The following is an 18158-nucleotide window of genomic DNA, read 5'->3' as shown; positions in this document are numbered from 1 at the left end:
CCGCCCCGCGAGGGGCTCGTGCACGCGTCGCGCCAGAGGGCCCGGCACCGCTGCGGTGCCGGGCCCTCTGGCGTGGGTGCCGTCACTCGGAGGGCGCCCAGTAGTCCGTCAGTGTGGTCACGCCCGGCTCCAGGCTCTTCCAGGTGCCGTCGAAGGTCAGCAGCGCGAAGCCGGCGGCGGGAAAGCCACGGCGGTTCATCCGCTCGCGGGCGTCGCCCTCGGCCCCGCCGGCCAGGATCTCGGCCAGGCCGTGCACGCCCGGGTTGTGGCCGATCAGGATGGCGTTCTGCACGTCGTCCGGGATCTCGTTGAGCACGGCGATCAGCTCGCCGGGCGAGGCCTCGTAGACCCGCTCCTCGTAGACGGTTTTCGGCCGGTGCGCGAGCTCGTGGACGGCGAGCTTCCAGGTCTCGTGGGTCCGGACCGAGGTGGAGCAGAGGGCCAGGTCGAAGGTGATACCGGTGTCGGCCAGCTTGCGTCCGGCGACCGCGGCGTCCGTGCGGCCCCGCTCGGCGAGGGGGCGCTCATGGTCGGACACCTGGGGCCAGTCGGCTTTCGCATGCCGGAAGAGGACGATCCTACGGGGTTCTGCGACGCTCATGGGTCCCAGCTTCGCATGAAACAGGCCACGCGGCGCAGGGAGTTGACATGCGGATTCACCGCGTGGGGAGGCTCCCCCTCAGCGTGCGAGCAGCTGCTGCACGCGCTCGAGGAGCTGCGTGATCGCCGGGTCGCCGCTCGCCGCGTGGGCGTCCGCCGGGTTCAGTATCAGCGCGAGCAGCGCGATGAAGGCGAGGGCGGGCAGGGTGAGCGCCCACCAGCGGAGCCGGATGTCGACACCGGCCGTGGGCGCCGGATGGGGCCGGGTGTGCGTGCGCGCCGGCATGGTCGCCTCCGTGGGTCCTCGAGTGGTCCTGGCCGCGTCGTGCGGTCACATCTCGAAGCTACGGAACCCGGGGCGGCGAACCCATCCGGTGACCCACCCACTTGACCCTGACCCTGACCCCCTAGGGGATGGTGGGGCCAGCCCCACCACCAGGGCACGAAACGGGTCGGGCCGGGTCAGGGCGAGGCGATCGTCGCGATGACGGCGATGATCACGAAGATGGCGAGGAACGAGCCGAGGACGAGCAGCAGCTTCTTCTGGCCGTTCTGGGGGTTCGGGTCGAGCACAGGCATGCGGCAAGTCTCGCACCTTTCGCGCGCGCCCCTTCCGCCGGGGTGCGGCGGATCAGCGTCCCGCCGCCTCGTCCTCCACGACACGGTCGCGGCCCGCCAGGAAGCCCACCGCCATCTGGGGCAGCATCAGGGCCGTCATGAGGGCGATCGGCACCCCCCAGCCGCCGCTGTGCTGGTAGAGGACGCCGACCAGCAGCGGGCCGGGGATGGAGATCAGGTAGCCGGTGCTCTGCGCGAACGCGGACAGCTGGACCACGCCCGGACCGGTCCGGGCCCGCATCCCGACCATCGTCAGGGCCAGCGGGAACGCGCAGTTGGAGACGCCCAGCAGCACGGCCCAGGCCCAGGCGCCGGCCGCCGGCGCGAAGTACAGGCCGGCGTATCCGGCGAGGCCGCAGACGCCCAGGACCAGCACGATGGGCCCCTGGTGGGGCAACCGGGTGGCGACCCGCGGGATGACGAAGGCCAGGGGCACGCCCATCACCATGGTGACGGCGAGGAGCATGCCCGCCGTGCCCGCGGGGACACCGGCGTCGCGGAAGATCTGGGCCATCCAGCCCATCGTGATGTACGCGGCGGTGGCCTGGAGTCCGAAGAAGACGGCGAGCGCCCAGGCGGTGCGGCTGCGGGTGATGCGCAGTGCGGGCTGCTGCCGCTGCTCGTCCGCCTCGCGGACGGCGGCCTGCCGCGGCTGCTCCCCCGCCGCAGGTTCCGGCGACGGGTCGGCTCCCCGGTCCCGCACCAGCGGGAGCCAGGGCAGTACGGCGACGGCCGCGAGCCCCGCCCAGACGGCGAGCCCGGACTGCCAACCGCCGCCGAGCGCATCGGTCATGGGCACGGTGACGGCGGCCGCGAGGGAGGTGCCGAGGGCGAGGGCCATGGAGTACAGGCCGGTCATGGAGCCGACCCGGTCGGGGAACCAGCGCTTGACGATGACCGGCATCAGCACGTTGCTGACGGCGATGCCCATCAGGGCGAGCGCGCTGGCGGCCAGGAAACCGGCCGTGTTTCCGGCGTAGGGGCGTATCAGCAGGCCGGCGGTGATGGCGACCATGCCGGCGCACACCACCGCGCCCGGTCCGAAGCGACGGGCGAGCCGGGGCGCGGTGACCCCGAAGACGGCGAAGCACAGCGGGGGCACGGAGGTGAGCAGCCCGGCCACGCTGCCGCTCATGCCGAGTCCGTCGCGCACCTCCTCCAGGAGCGCGCCGAGGCTCGTGATGGCGGGTCGGAGGTTCAGCGCGGACAGCACGATGCCGACCACGACCAGCCGTGTCGCCCACGCACGCGTGGCGGGCGCCTTCCGGGCGCGCGCTTTGGTGGTCGTACCGGTCGTACCGGGTTCGGTCGAAGACATCTCCGTGCGGGTTTCCACGGTCCGGGTTTCCTCACTAGCCATGTCGACCATCATAGAATCATGGGATGATTGGTTGTCCATCCCCGGGCCGCTTCCTCCCGGGCCTCACGTGCGAAGGTGTGCCATGCCCCTGAGCCACCCGCGCCGTTCGGCGCTGTCCGAGCAGGTCATCGCCGAACTGCGCAACCAGATCGCCTCCGGCGAGTGGCCGGTCGGCTCGCGCATCCCGACCGAGCCGGAGCTGGTCGAGCTGCTGGGTGTCGCCCGTAACACCGTGCGCGAGGCGGTCCGCGCGCTCGCCCACAACGGTCTGCTGGACATCCGCCAGGGCTCGGGCACCTACGTGGCCGCGACGAGCGAGCTGGCGGGCGTGATGCACCGGCGGTTCGCCGACGCCGATCCCCGGCACATCGCCGAGCTGCGTTCGACGCTGGAGTCGGCGGCGGCCCGGCTGGCCGCCGAGCGGCGCACCGAGAAGGACCTCAAACAACTGGACGCGCTCCTGCTGCGGCGCGAGGAGGCCTGGGAGACCGGCGACGCCGAGGCGTTCGTCGCCGCCGACGCGACCTTCCACCTGGCCGTGGTGGCCGCCTCCCACAACGACGTGATGACCGCGATGTACGCCGACCTGGGCGAGGTGCTGCGGGACTGGCTGCGCGCGGACGTCGGCGCCGAGCTGACACCGGAGTCGTACATGGAGCACGCCCGGCTGGTGGACGCGGTCCGCGCGGGTGACGCCGAGGCCGCCGGCACCGAGGCCGCGAGCTATCCGTTCCTGTGCCGTCCGGAGAAGTTCAGCGCGCCTTCTGGTGACTGATCCACACCGAGCCGACTTCCTTCCAGCACCGGCCGGTCAGCCGTACGGTCATGGCGGCCGCGGCGTCCACCGGGGCGCTGTCGGTGTCGATGTCCCACCAGCGGGCGCACTCGATGTGCAGGCGCACCCGGTCCGTGTCGACATAGGGGTTGTGGCAGTAGGCCACCACACGGGAGCGGTGGACGGCCGTACGGCACGCGGCGCCGAACAGGCTCGGCGCGGACGGTCTGCCGTCCCCCGCGCGCGTGTGCGGCATCGCGTCGTACGGCAGAGAGAGCACGAGGGCGACGGCCACGGTCACCGGGGCCAGGCTGCGGGACAGGCGCACAAGGGGACCTCCTCGGCCGGGCTGCGGAGGGATGCGCGGGGTGAACCCGTACTCCAGAATGCGCCGCAGGCTCCCGGCCCCGCCCGGCCGGGTACGCCGAACGAGTGACGCCCCACTCCCGCACGCTGCGGGAACGGGGCGTCTGCGTCAGCCGGGGGTCACGCGCCGATGGCGTGCAGACCGCCGTCCACGTGAACGATCTCGCCGGTGGTCTTCGGGAACCAGTCGCTCAGCATGGCGACGACACCGCGGCCGGCCGGCTCCGGGTCCTTCAGGTCCCACTCCAGGGGCGCACGGGTGTCCCAGACGGACGCCAGCTCCGCGAAGCCCGGGATGGACTTGGCGGCCATGGAGCCGATCGGGCCCGCCGAGATGAGGTTGCAGCGGATGTTCTGCTTGCCCAGGTCGCGCGCCATGTACCGGTTGGTGGCCTCGAGGGCGGCCTTGGCCGGGCCCATCCAGTCGTACTGCGGCCAGGCGTACTGGGCGTCGAAGGTGAGGCCGACGACCGAGCCGCCGTTCTGCATCAGCGGCAGGCAGGCCATGGTCAGCGACTTCAGGGAGAACGCCGAGACGTGCATGGCGGTGGCGACCGACTCGAACGGCGTGTTGAGGAAGTTGCCGCCGAGCGCGTCCTGCGGGGCGAAACCGATGGAGTGGACGACACCGTCCAGGCCGCCCAGCTCCTCGCCGACGACGTCGGCGAGACGCCCGAGGTGCTCCTCGTTGGTGACGTCCAGCTCGATGACCTTGGTGGGCTTCGGCAGCTTCTTGGCGATGCGCTCGGTGAGCGTGGGACGCGGGAAGGCGGTGAGGATGATCTCGGCGCCCTGCTCCTGAGCCAGCTTGGCGGTGTGGAAGGCGATGGAGGACTCCATCAGCACACCGGTGATCAGGACGCGCTTGCCCTCGAGGATTCCGCTCATGGTGATCAGTGACCCATTCCCAGTCCGCCGTCAACGGGGATGACGGCTCCAGTGATGTACGAGGCGTCGTCCGAGGCGAGGAACCGCACCGTCGCGGCGATCTCCTCCGGCTGCGCGTAACGGCCGAGCGGCACCTGCGAGACGATGCCCTCGCGCTGCTGCTCGGTGAGCGCCTTGGTCATGTCGGTGTCGACGAAGCCGGGCGCGACGACGTTGAAGGTGATGTTGCGCGAGCCCAGCTCACGGGCGAGAGAACGCGCGAAGCCGACGAGGGCGGCCTTGGAGGCGGCGTAGTTCGCCTGCCCCGCCGAGCCGAGCAGACCGACCACGGAGGAGATCAGTATGACGCGGCCCTTCTTGGCCCGCAGCATGCCGCGGTTGGCGCGCTTGACCACGCGGAAGGTGCCGGTGAGGTTGGTGTCGATGACCGAGGTGAAGTCCTCCTCGGACATGCGCATCAGGAGCTGGTCCTTGGTGACGCCGGCGTTGGCGATGAGGACCTCGACCGGACCGTGCTGCTCCTCGATCTCCTTGTAGGCCTGCTCCACCTGCTCGGCGTCGGTGATGTCGCACTTGACGGCGAGGAAGCCGGCCGGCGGCTCACCCGAGCGGTACGTTATTGCGACCTTGTCGCCGGCGTCGGCGAAAGCGCGGGCGATGGCGAGGCCGATGCCCCGGTTACCTCCGGTGACGAGAACCGAGCGGCTCAACGGATCACCCTTTCGATAGCGGTCTGATGCAGTCCGACAACCCGCCCGGACACCTGGATGGCAGGCGGCTTCATCCGAAACCTATCGGTCGCGCCGCTTCCCCGGGGAAGCGGGCACCGACAGTGGCGGGAGTGCGTCGCTGTCGGATCCCTACAGAAAGGCCCGGCACCGGAGCGAAACCTGTGGTCCCCCGGGGCGCTCCCGCGCCATGATCGGAGCCGACAGGCCACGACAGCAGGGAGACCTCCGTGCCTCATTCCATCGACGAAGCCTTCACGGCGCTTCCGCTAAGGGCCCTGGCCGACGCCGCGCTCGCACGCGCGCGTGCGCTGGGGGTCGAGCATGCGGACTTCCGGTTCGAGCGGGTGCGCAGCGCGTCCTGGCGACTGCGGGACGCCAAGCCGGCGGGATCGTCGGACACCACCGACCTCGGGTACGCGGTCCGGGTCGTGCACGGCGGTACGTGGGGCTTCGCGTCCGGGGTGGACCTGACCCTGGACGCGGCCGCCAAGGTCGCCTCGCAGGCGGTGGCGATGGCGAAGCTCTCGGCGCAGGTGATCAGGGCGGCCGGGTCCGACGAGCGGGTCGAGCTGGCCGACGAGCCGGTGCACACCGACCGGACGTGGATCTCGTCGTACGAGATCGACCCCTTCTCGGTGCCCGACGAGGAGAAGACCGCGCTGCTGGCGGAGTGGAGCACCCGGCTGCTGGCGGCGAACGGCGTGAACCATGTGGACGCGTCGCTGCTCACCGTGCACGAGAACAAGTTCTACGCGGACACGGCCGGGACCGTGACCACCCAGCAGCGGGTGCGGCTGCATCCGCAGCTGACGGCGGTGTCGGTGGACGAGTCGAGCGGTGAGTTCGACTCGATGCGGACCATCGCGCCGCCGGTGGGGCGCGGCTGGGAGTACTTGACCGGGACCGGCTGGGACTGGGACGACGAGCTGGAGCGGATCCCGGGGCTGCTGGCCGAGAAGATGCGGGCGCCGAGCGTGGAGCCCGGCCCGTACGACCTGGTGGTCGACCCGTCCAACCTGTGGCTGACCATCCACGAGTCCATCGGGCACGCCACCGAGCTGGACCGGGCGCTCGGCTACGAGGCGGCCTACGCGGGCACGTCCTTCGCCACCTTCGACCAGCTGGGCAAGCTGAGGTACGGCTCCGAGCTGATGAACGTCACCGGTGACCGCACCGCCGAGCACGGCCTGGCGACCGTCGGGTACGACGACGAGGGCGTCGAGGCGCAGTCCTGGGACCTGGTGAAGGACGGCACGCTGGTGGGCTACCAGCTGGACCGCAGGATCGCGCGGCTGACCGGGTTCGAGCGGTCCAACGGGTGCGCGTTCGCCGACTCCCCGGGCCATGTCCCGGTGCAGCGCATGGCCAACGTGTCGCTGCAGCCGGATCCCGCCGGACTGTCCACCGAGGACCTGATCGGCGGCGTCGACCGGGGCATCTACGTGGTCGGTGACCGGTCCTGGTCGATCGACATGCAGCGGTACAACTTCCAGTTCACCGGGCAGCGCTTCTTCAGGATCGAGAACGGGCGGATCACCGGGCAGCTGAAGGACGTCGCGTACCAGGCCACGACCACCGACTTCTGGGGCTCGATGGCGGCCGTGGGCGGTCCGGGGACCTATGTCCTGGGCGGCGCCTTCAACTGCGGCAAGGCCCAGCCGGGCCAGGTCGCCGCCGTGTCCCACGGGTGCCCCTCCGCCCTCTTCAAGGGCGTCAACATTCTGAACACCACGCAGGAGGCCGGTCGATGAGCGCCCGTACGCACAAGCCGCACGAGGTCGTCGAGCAGGCGCTGGCGCTGTCCCGGGCCGACGGCTGTGTCGTGATCGCCGACGAGCACTCCACCGCCAACCTGCGCTGGGCGGGCAACGCGCTCACCACCAACGGTGTCACCCGCGGCCGTACCCTCACGGTGATCGCGACGGTGGACGGGCAGGAGGGCACCGCCTCCGGTGTCGTCTCGCGGTCCGCCGTGACCGCCGAGGAGCTGGAGCCGCTGGTGCGGGCCGCCGAGGCCGCCGCGCGCGGAGCCGGGCCCGCCGAGGACGCCCAGCCGCTGATCAGCGGTGTTCCGGAGTCCCCCGACTTCACCGACGCGCCCGCCGAGACCTCCTCCGCCGTCTTCGCGGACTTCGCCCCCGCGCTCGGCGAGGCCTTCGCACGCGCGCGTGCCGGCGGCCGCGAGCTGTACGGCTTCGCCAACCACGAGCTGGTCTCGACGTACGTGGGCACCTCCACCGGGCTGCGTCTGCGGCACGACCAGCCCACCGGCACGCTCGAGCTGAACGCCAAGTCCCCGGACCGGACCCGCTCCGCGTGGGCGGGCCGGTCCACACGGGACTTCAAGGACGTCGATCCCGGGGCGCTGGACGCCGAGCTGGCGGTGCGGCTCGGCTGGGCCGAGCGGCGCGTGGAGCTGCCCGCGGGCCGGTACGAGACGCTGCTGCCGCCGACCGCGGTCGCCGACCTGCTGATCTACCAGCTGTGGTCGGCCTCGGGCCGGGACGCGGCCGAGGGCCGGACGGTGTTCTCCAAGCCGGGCGGCGGCACACGTGTCGGCGAGAAGCTGAGCGAGCTGCCGCTGACCCTGCGCAGCGACCCGAACGAGCCGGGCCTGGAGTGCCCACCCTTCGTGGTCGCCCACTCCTCCGGCGGCGACCTGTCCGTGTTCGACAACGGACTGCCGGCGCGACCCACCGAGTGGATCGGCGAGGGCGTGCTGAAGCACCTGACCACCACCCGCCACAGCGCGGCCCTGACCGGGCTGCCGGTCGCCCCGGCGCTCGGGAACCTGATCCTGGACGGCGGGCAGGACCGCTCCCTGGACGAGATGGTCGCGGACACCGAGCGCGGGCTGCTGCTGACCTGCCTGTGGTACATCCGCGAGGTCGACCCGGCGACCCTGCTGCTCACCGGGCTGACCCGGGACGGCGTCTACCTCGTGGAGAACGGCGAGGTGACCGGGCAGGTGAACAACTTCCGGTTCAACGAGTCGCCGGTGAACCTGCTCGGCCGGGCCGCGGAGGCCGGACGCACCGAGAAGACGCTGCCGCGCGAGTGGAGCGACTGGTTCACCCGGGCCGCGATGCCCGCGCTGCGGATCCCCGATTTCAACATGAGCTCTGTCAGTCAGGGCGTATAACCTCGTAGGCGGCTGTCACCCGACCGCCCGAAGATCACCGAGGAGACACGAGAACCGTGACGGACATCGTCGACGAGCTGAAGTGGCGGGGCCTGTTCGCCCTGTCCACCGACGAGGACGCTTTGCGCAAGGCGCTCGCGGACGGTCCCGTCACGTTCTATTGCGGCTTCGACCCGACCGCGCCGTCGCTGCACGTGGGGCATCTGGTGCAGGTGCTCACGGTGCGCCGGCTCCAGCAGGCCGGGCACCGGCCGCTGGCGCTGGTCGGCGGCGCGACGGGGCTGATCGGTGACCCGCGCCCGACCGCCGAGCGCACGCTGAACGACCCGGAGACGGTGGCCGGCTGGGTGGGCAAGCTGCGCGCCCAGATCGAGCCGTTCCTGTCCTTCGAGGGCGAGAACGCGGCCGTCATGGTGAACAACCTCGACTGGACCGCGAACCTCTCCGCGATCGAGTTCCTGCGGGACATCGGCAAGCACTTCCGTGTCAACAAGATGCTGACCAAGGACTCCGTGGCCCGCCGCCTGGAGTCCGACCAGGGCATCAGCTACACCGAGTTCAGCTACCAGATCCTGCAGGGCATGGACTTCCTGCAGCTGTACCGGCGGTACGGCTGCACGCTCCAGCAGGGCGGCAGCGACCAGTGGGGCAACCTCACCGCCGGTCTCGACCTGATCCACCGGCTGGAGCCGGAGGCCGAGGCGCACGCCCTGGCCACCCCGCTGATGACCAAGGCGGACGGCACCAAGTTCGGCAAGACCGAGGGCGGCGCCGTCTGGCTCGACCCGGAGATGACGACGCCTTACGCGTTCTACCAGTTCTGGCTGAACGTGGACGACCGTGACATCTCGCGGTACATGCGGATCCTGTCCTTCAAGTCCCGTGCGGAACTGGAGGAGCTGGAGCAGCAGACCGAGGAGCGTCCGCAGGCCCGTGCCGCACAGCGCGCGCTCGCCGAGGAGCTGACGACGCTGGTGCACGGCGCCGACCAGACGGCCGCCGTGATCGCCGCGTCCAAGGCCCTGTTCGGCCAGGGCGAGCTGGCGGAGCTGGACGACAGGACGCTGGCGGCCGCGCTGTCCGAGGTGCCGCACGTCCAGGTCGCCGAGCTGGGCCAGGTGGTCGACCTGTTCGCCGAGGTCGGCCTCGTGCCCAGCAAGTCCGCTGCCCGGCGGACCGTGAAGGAGGGCGGGGCCTACGTGAACAACGTGAAGGTCACGGCCGAGGACGCGGTCGCCGCGAAGGAGGATCTGCTGCACGGGCGCTGGCTGGTGCTGCGGCGGGGTAAGAGGAACCTGGCCGCCGTGGAGGTCACCGGCGCCTAGGACGTACGGCGAAGGGCGGTTCCCGCTTCGGGAACCGCCCTTTCGCGTGTCGGTCGTCAGGCCTGCTGTTTGTTCTTGCCCAGCGTCGCCATGTAGAGCATGTCGACGGCGAAGACGATGATGATCGCGGCGATGAGCTGGAAGGCGTGCCGGCTCCAGTCGATGCCGCGGGTCTCCCCGACGCCGAGGGCGCGGGCGATCGCGTTGCCGACGATCGCGCCCAGGATGCCGCAGATGGTGGTCAGCCAGAGGGGGCTGTGCTGCTTGCCCGGGATGACCGCCTTCGCGATGAGGCCCAGGACGAATCCCACGATGATCGCCCACAACCAGCCCATGGCTGCCTCCTCGTACGGCTCGACGTGAGCATTACGGCCAGTCTCGGCCCGTCCGTGGTACGGCGCATGTCGGGTGCGCCCGTACGCGCCGGGGCCGAAGGCGTTCGCGCAGGCAGGTGGGCGACCCGGTCTCGTGGGCCGCGCGGCCGCGGCGTAACGTGGGAGTGTCCTGGACCGGTTCCCCGCCGGTGTGGACGAAGGTGCGGGCCGGGGAGAGTCCGATGCGGGCGGATGGTGGAATCTGATGCGGAAGCAGCACGGCGGCAACGTCCAGGTGTTCCGGATCACCGGCGCCCGGACCGGACTGGCCGAGGACGTACGAGGCCGGCAGCGGCGGTACGTCATCTCGATGACGATCCGAACCGCCTCGGTGATCCTTGCGGCCACGCTGTGGAACGTCGAACGGTACGTCGCCGTCGTGGCGCTGGTGCTGGGTGCCGTCCTCCCCTATGTCGCCGTGGTGATCGCGAACGCGGGCCGGGAGCGCCCGCCCTCCCTTCCGTCGACCTTCGTCACCGCGCCGACGCGGCCGATGATCACGCCGCCGCGTGCGCAGGAGGATGCGGCGCGGGATGAGGCGCAGACGGAATCCGTCGCGGAGGACGCGCCGCCGGATCCGGCGGCGGGGGTGCGTGGGGAGCGGCCCGAGAGAGCGTGACCATGGTGGACGCGAGGGAAGCGGCAGGAAACGGAATGCCGTCCCCCGTGAAGCTCAAGAAAAGCTCAGATCAATCGTGCAGTTCCAGTGCCGGGCGGCGGGTGACCCATGACATACTGCGTACGCGCTCCGCATCCCCCGTCGGAGCGACGGACCGACGCCGGGCAGCTCCCCCCGTGGCTGCTCGGCGTCGCCTTGTTCCGCACCCGTGCTGTGAGACGAACCTGTGAGTGAGACGCCCATCTGTTCCGCCAAGGGCTGCCGTGCCGACGCAGTGTGGGTGCTGGCATGGAACAACCCGACGATTCACACGCCGGAACGGCGCAAGACATGGCTCGCCTGCGAGGAGCACCGCGAGCACCTCTCACAGTTCCTGGGAGTGCGGGGCTTCCTGAAGGAAGTCGTGAAGTTCGCGGAGTGGGAAGCGCGCGAAGGGTGATCCCGGGCCGGTCGCGGCCCGAGCTCAGGAGAACCTCAGATCAATCATGATGTTCCGGTGCCGGGCGACGCACGCCCCGTGCCGTCCTTCCATCGCCCGGCCACGAGCCACGAATGGGGCCGTGCCTGCCAGGCGCGGCCCGCGTGTTGCCCGGCACTCCAGGCGCAGCGGACCCCTGGCGCCTAGCCGCCGATCGCCGACATAGGGCGGTCCGGCTGGACGAAGGAGGGGTCGTCCAGGCCCGCTCCCGCCTTCTTGCCCCACATCGCCAGACGCCAGATGCGGGCGATCTCCTCGTCTGGGGCGCCGGAGCGCAGGGCCGACCGTAGGTCGGTTTCCTCCATCGCGAACAGACAGGTGCGTATCTGGCCGTCGGCGGTCAGGCGGGTGCGGTCGCAGGCCGCGCAGAACGGGCGGGTGACCGAGGCGATCACACCGACCCGGTGCGGTCCGCCGTTCACCAGCCAGCGCTCCGCCGGTGCCGAGCCGCGCTCGTCCGCGCCCTCGGGGGTGAGGTCGAAGCGGGTGCGCAGGGAGGCCAGGATGTCCCCGGCGGTGACCATGCCCTCGCGCTTCCAGCCGTGCTGGGCGTCGAGCGGCATCTGCTCGATGAAGCGCAGCTCGTAGTCGTTCTCGACGGCCCAGGCCAGCAGGTCGGGGGCCTCGTCCTCGTTCAGGCCCGGCATCAGGACGGAGTTGACCTTGACCGGGGCGAGGTCGGCCTCGCGCGCGGCCTGGAGGCCCTCGATGACGTCCTTGTGCCGGTCGCGGCGGGTGAGTCTCTTGAAGACGTCCGGGCGGAGCGTGTCCAGGGAGACGTTGACCCGGTCCAGGCCCGCCGCCTTCAAGGCGGGTGCGGTGCGCCTGAGGCCGATGCCGTTCGTCGTGAGCGACATCTGGGGGCGCGGGGCGAGAGCCGCGACGCGCTCGACGATGCCGACCAGGCCGGGGCGCAGCAGGGGCTCGCCGCCGGTGAAGCGGACCTCCTCGATGCCGAGCAGGCGGACCGCGATGTCGATCAGGCGGACGATCTCGTCGTCCGTGAGCAGGTCGGGCTTGGACAGCCACTGCAGGCCTTCCTCGGGCATGCAGTAGGTGCAGCGCAGATTGCAACGGTCGGTCAGCGAGACCCTCAGGTCGGTGGCCACTCGGCCGTAGGTGTCGATGAGCACGTGGGCCCCCTCCCTCGTTCCGGAGCACTCATTTTCCGTCACCAGTGAGCCTACGTGAGACCGCTGACAACGACGACGGCCCGATCCCACGAGGTGGGACGCGGCCGCGTCGTAGGACCGTACAGTCCTGAACGACGCGGCCGTCCGTACGAAGCTCAGTGGGCTCCCGTCCCGGTCAGGGACCGCACCTCCAGCTCCGCGTACTTGCCGGCGTCCGGGACCTCCTTGGACAGGAGTGTTCCCAGTGCGCCCAGCAGGAATCCGACCGGGATCGAGATGATCCCCGGGTTCTCCAGCGGGAACCAGTGGAAGTCGACGTCGGGGAACATCGAGGTCGGTTTGCCGGACACCACCGGCGAGAACAGCACCAGACCGACGGCGGTGACCAGGCCGCCGTAGATCGACCACAGGGCGCCCGTGGTGGTGAACCGCTTCCAGAACAGGCTGTAGAGGATGGTCGGCAGGTTGGCGGAGGCGGCGACCGCGAAGGCGAGGGCGACGAGTCCGGCGACGTTCAGGTCGCGGGCGAGGGCGCCGAGGACGATCGAGACGGCGCCGATGCCGACGGTGGCGTAGCGGGCCGCGTTGATCTCCTGCTTCTCGGTGGCCTGCCCCTTCTTGATCACGTTCGCGTAGATGTCGTGCGCGAAGGACGAGGAGGAGGCCAGGGTCAGGCCCGCGACGACCGCGAGGATCGTGGCGAACGCGACCGCCGAGATGGTGGCGAGCAGGATCGCGCCCCAGTTGGAGTCCACCCCGCCCAGGTGCAGGGCGAGGAGCGGGGCGGCCGTGTTGCCCGCCTTGTTGGAGGCGATGATCTCCTCCGGCTTGATCAGCGCGGCCGCGCCGAAGCCCAGGGCGAGGGTCATCAGGTAGAAGGCGCCGATCAGGCCGATCGCCCAGATGACCGACTTGCGGGCGGCCTTGGCGGTGGGAACGGTGTAGAAGCGGATCAGGATGTGCGGCAGGCCGGCGGTGCCCAGGACCAGGGCGATGCCGAGCGAGATGAAGTCCAGCTTGGTGGTGCCGGTGGCGCCGTACTTCAGGCCGGGCTCGAGGAACGCGGAGCCCTTGCCGCTGTTGTCGGCGGCCTTGCCGAGCAGGTCCGAGATGTTGAAGTGGAACTTCAGCAGGACCAGGAAGGTCAGCAGCACGGCGCCCGCGATCAGCAGCACCGCCTTGACCATCTGGACCCAGGTGGTGCCCTTCATGCCGCCGATGGTGACGTACACGATCATCAGCACGCCGACCAGGGCGACGATGCCGATCTTGCCGCCGTCGCTGGTGATGCCCAGGAGCAGCGAGACCAGGACGCCGGCGCCCGCCATCTGCGCGAGCAGGTAGAAGATCGACACGACGATGGTCGAGGTGCCGGCCGCGGTGCGCACGGGGCGCTGGCGCATGCGGTACGCGAGCACGTCGCCCATCGTGTAGCGGCCGGAGTTGCGCAGCGGTTCGGCGACCAGCAGCAGGGCCACCAGCCAGGCGACCAGGAAGCCGATGGAGTACAGGAAGCCGTCGTACCCGAAGAGGGCGATGGCGCCGGCGATGCCGAGGAAGGACGCGGCGGACATGTAGTCGCCGGAGACGGCGAGGCCGTTCTGGAAGCCGGTGAACTGGCGGCCACCGGCGTAGAAGTCGGCGGCGTCCTTGGTCTGCCGGCCCGCCCAGACGGTGATGACGAGGGTCGCGGCGACGAACACCGCGAACAGGGTGACGATCAGCGTCCGGTGCTCGCTCGCCTCGCCGGCGGCGAGCAGGGTGTGCTGTGCGGGGCTCATGCTCCGCCCTCCATCCGGGACTTGATGGCCTCGGCCTTCGGGTCGAGCTTGGCGGCGGCGTGCCGCGCGTACCACCAGGCGATGAGGAACGTGGTGAGGAACTGGGCGAGGCCCAGGACGAGGGCGACGTTGACGTTGCCGGCCACCTTGGTGCCCATGAAGCCGCCCGCGTAGTTGGAGAGCAGCACGTAGAGCAGGTACCAGGTGATGAAGGCGACGGTCAGGGGGAAGGCGAAGGAGCGGTGGGAGCGGCGTAGTTCACCGAACTCCGCGCTCTGCTGCACCTCGGTGAACTCCTCGGTGGAGGGAAGGTGGGCTTGGGGTTTCGCGGGGGGCGGTGTCTCGGTGGCCACGGAGTCTCCTCGCGTTGCGGACATGCGCTTACTGACCTCACAGGAACAGGGTCACGCTACAGCCAGTCATTGATCGACTACCGAACGTGATTCCGGTGAGGGCCACGATCCTGCTGGGCCCTCCGTCCACGGTCACGGCGCCACGCGCGGAGCGGTTCAAGTCCGCCGGGCTCTTTCGGAGATCAGCTCCGGAAGATAGCTTCGCCCTGCACCACCCGTCATGTACCTGCCCGAGCACCACCTGCGTCTCGGGCGGTTTTGTATCCGGATGATGTGGAGATCCCATGGCTCATCTGCGTTCCAGACGCCGACTCGCGCTCGCCGTGCCGGTCGTGCTGTCGCTGACCGCCTCGCTCGGTTTCCTGCCGACGGCGGCCTCGGCGTCGACCCCGGCGGCCACGGCGGCGCGGGCCGCGGACGGCCCGAACCTCGCGTACGTCGTCAACACCGGGACGGACCACCGCACGATCGAGTCGGTGCAGCGGGCGATCGCGCGCAACGGCGGCACGGTCGTGGCGAGTTACGACCGGATCGGGGTGATCGTCGTCCACTCCGCGAACCCCGACTTCGGCGAGCGGATGCGCGCGGTGCGCGGTGTGGACTCGGCCGGTGCCACGCGTACCGCTCCGCTGAGCGCGGCCGGCACGACGGACGAGGGCGCGGTGCAGGTCCTGTCGAAGGCGGAGGCCGCGAAGATCGCCGAGGGCGCCACGACGGGCGAGGAGCCCCTCGAGGCCGACCAGTGGGATCTGCGGGCGATCGGTGCCGACAAGGCCGCGAAGGTGAACCCCGGAAGCAGGAATGTGACCGTCGGGGTGATCGACACGGGTGTCGACGACACGCACCCGGACATCGCCCCGAACTTCTCCGCGTCCCAGTCGGCGAACTGTGTGAGCGGCAAGGCGGACACGACGTACGGCGCCTGGCGGCCGGTGGACGCCGACCACTACCACGGCACCCATGTGGCGGGCGAGATCGCCGCGGCCCGCAACGGCATAGGCGTGGCGGGCGTGGCGCCCGGGGTGAAGGTCGCGAGCATCACGGTGGCCCAGCCGGACGCGAACTCGCTGTTCTACCCGGAGAGCGTGGTCTGCGCCTTCGTGTTCGCGGCGGACCACGGCGTCGAGGTCACCAACAACAGCTACTACGTCGACCCGTGGCTGTACAACTGCATGGACGACCCCGATCAACGTGCCATCGTCGACGCGGTCAACAGGGCCCAGCTGTACGCACAGCGCAAGGGCACGCTCAATGTGGCCTCGGCCGGCAACTCCAACGACGACCTCGACTCGAACGCCCTGTCGGACGACTCCAGCCCCGACGACGGCACCCCGGTGCCCCGTACGGTCGACCCGCACAAGTGCTTCGACGTGCCGACCCAGCTGCCCGGCGTGGTCACCGTGAGCGCGGTGGGCGTCAAGGGCACGAAGTCGTACTACTCCAGCTACGGCCAAGGCGTCGTCGACGTGGCGGGGCCGGGCGGCGACAAGTACCAGATCCCGGACACGCCGTCGAAGAACGGTCGCATCCTGTCCACGCTGCCGAACGACCAGTACGGCTTCCTCCAGGGCACCTCGATGGCGTCCCCGCACGTGGCCGCCGTGGCCGCGCTGCTCAAGTCGGCCCACCCGCACGCCACTCCGGCGCAGCTGCGGGCCCTGCTGAAGGCCCAGGCCGACAATCCGGGCTGCCCGAGCGACCCCTACGACGGGGACGGTGACGGGGTCGTGGACGCGACGTGCGTCGGCGGCAAGCGCGTCAACGGCTTCTACGGCTTCGGCGTCGTCAACGCGCTCCGCGCGGTGCGGTAACCCCGCGCCCACCAGGACGGTCGGCGCGGTGCGCGAGTGGCTCCTCGGACGCCGCACGCACCGCGCCCCGTCCAGGCCGACGCATCCGCCGTCCTCCATGTATTGATTGAATCAATATTGCATAGTTGATGCATGACGAATCAACGTGTGGCGTGGACGGCCCTGGGCGGAGACCCCGCGCACGTGTCGCGGGTGTCGGCCGTCGTGCGGTCGGGGCCGCTGTCCTCGGGGCTGCCCGTGCGGGAGCTGGCCCGCGCCTGTGTGGGCGCGTGTGCGCTGGCCGCCGCCGAGCTGGGTGCGCGGCGGGCCGGGCTCCCCGAGGTGCCCGGGGTCCGGGTGGACGACGGTGCGGTCGCCGCCGCCTTCCACAGTGAGCGGCTGTTGCAGGTCGACGGGCGGGCGCCGGTCGCCTTCGCACCGCTGTCGCGGTTCTGGCGGACGGCCGACGGCTGGGTGCGCACCCACGCCAACTACCCGCACCACCGGGCGAGGTTGCTCGGCGCGCTCGGGCTGCCGCGGGGAGCCTCGGCCGAGGAGGTGGCGCGCCGGCTCGCCGAGCGCTCCGCCCTCGAGGTGGAGGAGACGGTGTACCGCGCCGGCGGCCTCGCCGTGGCCCTGCGCACCCCGAAGGAGTGGGCCGAGCACGCCCAGGCCGCCGAGGTGACCGCACGGCCGCTGGTCGAGCGGGAGCGGCTGGACTCGGCACACGCACGCGTGCTCACGCCGCTCGACGCGGCCGCCGCTCCCCTGCTGCCTGCCGCCGGGCTGCGCGTCCTCGACCTGACCCGGGTGCTGGCCGGCCCGGTCGCCACCCGCACCCTGGCGCTGCTCGGCGCCGACGTGCTGCGGCTGGACGCCCCGCAGCTGCCCGAACTGCCGGACCAGCACGCCGACACGGGCTTCGGGAAGCGGTCGGCGACCCTCGACCTCACCACCGACCGGGACACCTTCGAGGAGTTGCTGGCCGCGGCGGACGTCGTGGTCACCGGGTACCGGCCGGGCGCCCTCGACCGGTTCGGGCTGTCCCCGCAGGCGCTGGCCGAGCGGCGCCCGGGGCTGGTCGTGGCGCAGGTCTCGGCGTGGGGCGCGTACGGCCCCTGGGCCGGGCGGCGCGGTTTCGACAGCCTGGTACAGGTCGCGACCGGGATCGCGGCGGCCGAGGGATCGGCCGCAGAGCCGGGCGCGCTGCCCGCGCAGGCGCTGGACCACGGCACCGGATATCTCCTGGCGGCGGCCGTCCTGCGGGCGGTCACCGAGCGGTCGTACGACGGACACAGCCGTTGCGTGCGGCTGGCGCTCGCCCGTACCGCGCACTGGCTGACGGACGAGATCCCGCCCGGCCCGGCGACGGAGGGTGCCGCCTACGAAGGCCCGGACGCCTGGCTGGCGGAGACGGACAGCCGTCTCGGCCGGCTGCGGCACGCCCTGTCGCCGGTGTCCTTCACGGGCGGCCCCGCCGACTGGGCCCGGCCTCCCGTGCCGTGGGGTTCGGACCCGGCCTCCTGGGGAGGAACACTCCTCCTGGGGTGAGTGCCCGGGCGGCCGGAAACGTACGTATGGGTGCGATGCCGTAGTGCCCGTCGTTTTCCTGGACTTGCCCGGTTCTGCGACGGCTGGTGAGGATCACGGGGTGACCTTGCGACGACCGACCTCCGAGGCCGCCGACGCCAGCGGCCCGGCCCGGCGGGCCGGCCGCGGGGGGGGGGGCGGCGGCCTGGTGGTGGTGGGCTTTGTCGGCCTTATGCCCCTTTTCGGGACGGCCGCCACGCTGCACGACACCAGGGGGGAAGACGACCCCGGCGTG

The 18158-nt window shown here is 71.1% G+C and carries 19 protein-coding genes; 8 read left to right on the top strand and 11 right to left on the bottom strand.

Annotation, left to right across the window (positions count from 1 at the left end):
* Positions 1-82 precede the first annotated feature (82 nt).
* From AC07CM_RS21640 to AC07CM_RS21625, 4 genes are all read right to left on the bottom strand, one after another.
* Entirely contained in the window at positions 83-601 is a 519-nt protein-coding gene (locus tag AC07CM_RS21640; RefSeq protein ID WP_478878041.1) for a SixA phosphatase family protein, read from the bottom strand.
* Positions 602-679: 78 nt separating this feature from the next.
* Entirely contained in the window at positions 680-886 is a 207-nt protein-coding gene (locus AC07CM_RS21635; RefSeq protein ID WP_478878040.1) for a hypothetical protein, read from the bottom strand.
* Between the two features lie 176 nt (positions 887-1062).
* Positions 1063-1179, bottom strand: coding sequence for an SGM_5486 family transporter-associated protein (locus AC07CM_RS21630; RefSeq protein ID WP_478878039.1), 117 nt, complete (start codon positions 1177-1179; stop codon positions 1063-1065).
* Positions 1180-1231: 52 nt separating this feature from the next.
* Positions 1232-2536 carry a CynX/NimT family MFS transporter gene (locus AC07CM_RS21625; protein WP_478878070.1) on the bottom strand — a complete coding sequence of 435 codons (1305 nt, stop codon included), beginning with the start codon at positions 2534-2536 and terminating at the stop codon, positions 1232-1234.
* A 124-nt stretch (positions 2537-2660) separates the two neighbouring features.
* Between AC07CM_RS21625 and AC07CM_RS21620 the strand changes: the two genes are divergently transcribed.
* Positions 2661-3353, top strand: coding sequence for a FadR/GntR family transcriptional regulator (locus AC07CM_RS21620; protein ID WP_478878038.1), 693 nt, complete (start codon positions 2661-2663; stop codon positions 3351-3353).
* Here AC07CM_RS21620 and AC07CM_RS21615 read toward each other — a convergent pair.
* The 3 genes from AC07CM_RS21615 to fabG all read right to left on the bottom strand — a co-directional run bounded on the left by AC07CM_RS21615 (position 3331) and on the right by fabG (position 5317).
* The gene (locus AC07CM_RS21615) at positions 3331-3681 is read right to left on the bottom strand and encodes a hypothetical protein (RefSeq protein ID WP_478878037.1); all 351 of its coding nucleotides are present in this window, start codon (positions 3679-3681) and stop codon (positions 3331-3333) included. The two genes, AC07CM_RS21620 and AC07CM_RS21615, sit on opposite strands and share 23 nt — an antisense overlap.
* A gap of 158 nt (positions 3682-3839) precedes the next feature.
* Positions 3840-4607: an enoyl-ACP reductase FabI gene (fabI, locus tag AC07CM_RS21610; RefSeq protein ID WP_478878036.1), complete on the bottom strand. Its 768-nt coding sequence runs from the start codon at positions 4605-4607 to the stop codon at positions 3840-3842.
* Positions 4608-4612: 5 nt separating this feature from the next.
* Positions 4613-5317, bottom strand: coding sequence for a 3-oxoacyl-[acyl-carrier-protein] reductase (gene fabG, locus AC07CM_RS21605; protein ID WP_478878035.1), 705 nt, complete (start codon positions 5315-5317; stop codon positions 4613-4615).
* A gap of 248 nt (positions 5318-5565) precedes the next feature.
* On the opposite strand from fabG, the gene AC07CM_RS21600 reads away from it, so the two are divergent.
* Genes AC07CM_RS21600 through tyrS form a run of 3 tightly spaced genes read left to right on the top strand, consistent with a single transcriptional unit; the run spans position 5566 to position 9805 of the window.
* Entirely contained in the window at positions 5566-7089 is a 1524-nt protein-coding gene (locus AC07CM_RS21600; RefSeq protein WP_478878034.1) for a TldD/PmbA family protein, read from the top strand.
* Positions 7086-8480 carry a metallopeptidase TldD-related protein gene (locus AC07CM_RS21595; RefSeq protein ID WP_478878033.1) on the top strand — a complete coding sequence of 465 codons (1395 nt, stop codon included), beginning with the start codon at positions 7086-7088 and terminating at the stop codon, positions 8478-8480. Before AC07CM_RS21600 ends, AC07CM_RS21595 begins: the two co-directional genes overlap by 4 nt.
* Before the next feature lie 56 nt (positions 8481-8536).
* The gene (gene tyrS, locus AC07CM_RS21590) at positions 8537-9805 is read left to right on the top strand and encodes a tyrosine--tRNA ligase (RefSeq protein ID WP_478878032.1); all 1269 of its coding nucleotides are present in this window, start codon (positions 8537-8539) and stop codon (positions 9803-9805) included.
* 56 nt (positions 9806-9861) lie between these two features.
* Here tyrS and AC07CM_RS21585 read toward each other — a convergent pair whose 3' ends face one another.
* Positions 9862-10140, bottom strand: coding sequence for a GlsB/YeaQ/YmgE family stress response membrane protein (locus AC07CM_RS21585; protein WP_478878031.1), 279 nt, complete (start codon positions 10138-10140; stop codon positions 9862-9864).
* A 244-nt stretch (positions 10141-10384) separates the two neighbouring features.
* On the opposite strand from AC07CM_RS21585, the gene AC07CM_RS21580 reads away from it, so the two are divergent.
* Both AC07CM_RS21580 and AC07CM_RS21575 read left to right on the top strand, forming a co-directional pair.
* On the top strand, positions 10385-10798 hold the full coding sequence (locus tag AC07CM_RS21580) for a DUF3099 domain-containing protein (protein WP_478878030.1): 414 nt from the start codon (positions 10385-10387) through the stop codon (positions 10796-10798).
* 226 nt (positions 10799-11024) lie between these two features.
* Positions 11025-11237 (top strand): hypothetical protein, encoded by a 213-nt coding sequence (locus AC07CM_RS21575; protein WP_478878029.1) that lies wholly within the window; start codon positions 11025-11027, stop codon positions 11235-11237.
* A 182-nt stretch (positions 11238-11419) separates the two neighbouring features.
* On the opposite strand, the gene moaA is transcribed toward AC07CM_RS21575, so the two are convergent.
* From moaA to AC07CM_RS21560, 3 genes are all read right to left on the bottom strand, one after another.
* On the bottom strand, positions 11420-12409 hold the full coding sequence (gene moaA, locus AC07CM_RS21570) for a GTP 3',8-cyclase MoaA (protein ID WP_478878028.1): 990 nt from the start codon (positions 12407-12409) through the stop codon (positions 11420-11422).
* A gap of 155 nt (positions 12410-12564) precedes the next feature.
* A complete protein-coding gene (locus tag AC07CM_RS21565) occupies positions 12565-14190 on the bottom strand; it encodes a solute symporter family protein (protein ID WP_478878027.1) in 1626 nt (541 codons plus the stop codon).
* Positions 14187-14543, bottom strand: coding sequence for a DUF485 domain-containing protein (locus AC07CM_RS21560; protein ID WP_478878026.1), 357 nt, complete (start codon positions 14541-14543; stop codon positions 14187-14189). The genes AC07CM_RS21565 and AC07CM_RS21560 overlap by 4 nt, the downstream gene beginning before the upstream one ends.
* A gap of 284 nt (positions 14544-14827) precedes the next feature.
* Between AC07CM_RS21560 and AC07CM_RS21555 the strand changes: the two genes are divergently transcribed.
* Together AC07CM_RS21555 and AC07CM_RS21550 are read left to right on the top strand one after the other, a co-directional pair.
* The gene (locus AC07CM_RS21555; RefSeq protein WP_478878025.1) at positions 14828-16354 is read left to right on the top strand and encodes a S8 family peptidase; all 1527 of its coding nucleotides are present in this window, start codon (positions 14828-14830) and stop codon (positions 16352-16354) included.
* 132 nt (positions 16355-16486) lie between these two features.
* Positions 16487-17884 (top strand): CoA transferase, encoded by a 1398-nt coding sequence (locus AC07CM_RS21550; protein ID WP_478878024.1) that lies wholly within the window; start codon positions 16487-16489, stop codon positions 17882-17884.
* Positions 17885-18158: the final 274 nt, after the last annotated feature.

The sequence above is a fragment of the Streptomyces sp. NPDC044061 genome (assembly GCF_056434305.1).
The sequence above is the reverse complement of the archived record's forward strand: the minus strand, read 5'-3'. Positions and strand labels throughout refer to the sequence as shown.

Coding starts and splice junctions, on each gene's coding strand:
- AC07CM_RS21620 (WP_478878038.1), top strand. CDS start 2,661: ATGCCCCTGAGCCACCCGCGCCGTTCGGCGCTGTCCGAGCAGGTCATC.
- fabI (WP_478878036.1), bottom strand. CDS start 4,607: ATGAGCGGAATCCTCGAGGGCAAGCGCGTCCTGATCACCGGTGTGCTG.
- AC07CM_RS21635 (WP_478878040.1), bottom strand. CDS start 886: ATGCCGGCGCGCACGCACACCCGGCCCCATCCGGCGCCCACGGCCGGT.
- AC07CM_RS21585 (WP_478878031.1), bottom strand. CDS start 10,140: ATGGGCTGGTTGTGGGCGATCATCGTGGGATTCGTCCTGGGCCTCATC.
- AC07CM_RS21595 (WP_478878033.1), top strand. CDS start 7,086: ATGAGCGCCCGTACGCACAAGCCGCACGAGGTCGTCGAGCAGGCGCTG.
- AC07CM_RS21550 (WP_478878024.1), top strand. CDS start 16,487: ATGACGAATCAACGTGTGGCGTGGACGGCCCTGGGCGGAGACCCCGCG.
- AC07CM_RS21630 (WP_478878039.1), bottom strand. CDS start 1,179: ATGCCTGTGCTCGACCCGAACCCCCAGAACGGCCAGAAGAAGCTGCTG.
- AC07CM_RS21565 (WP_478878027.1), bottom strand. CDS start 14,190: ATGAGCCCCGCACAGCACACCCTGCTCGCCGCCGGCGAGGCGAGCGAG.
- AC07CM_RS21555 (WP_478878025.1), top strand. CDS start 14,828: ATGGCTCATCTGCGTTCCAGACGCCGACTCGCGCTCGCCGTGCCGGTC.
- AC07CM_RS21580 (WP_478878030.1), top strand. CDS start 10,385: ATGCGGAAGCAGCACGGCGGCAACGTCCAGGTGTTCCGGATCACCGGC.
- AC07CM_RS21625 (WP_478878070.1), bottom strand. CDS start 2,536: ATGTCTTCGACCGAACCCGGTACGACCGGTACGACCACCAAAGCGCGC.
- AC07CM_RS21640 (WP_478878041.1), bottom strand. CDS start 601: ATGAGCGTCGCAGAACCCCGTAGGATCGTCCTCTTCCGGCATGCGAAA.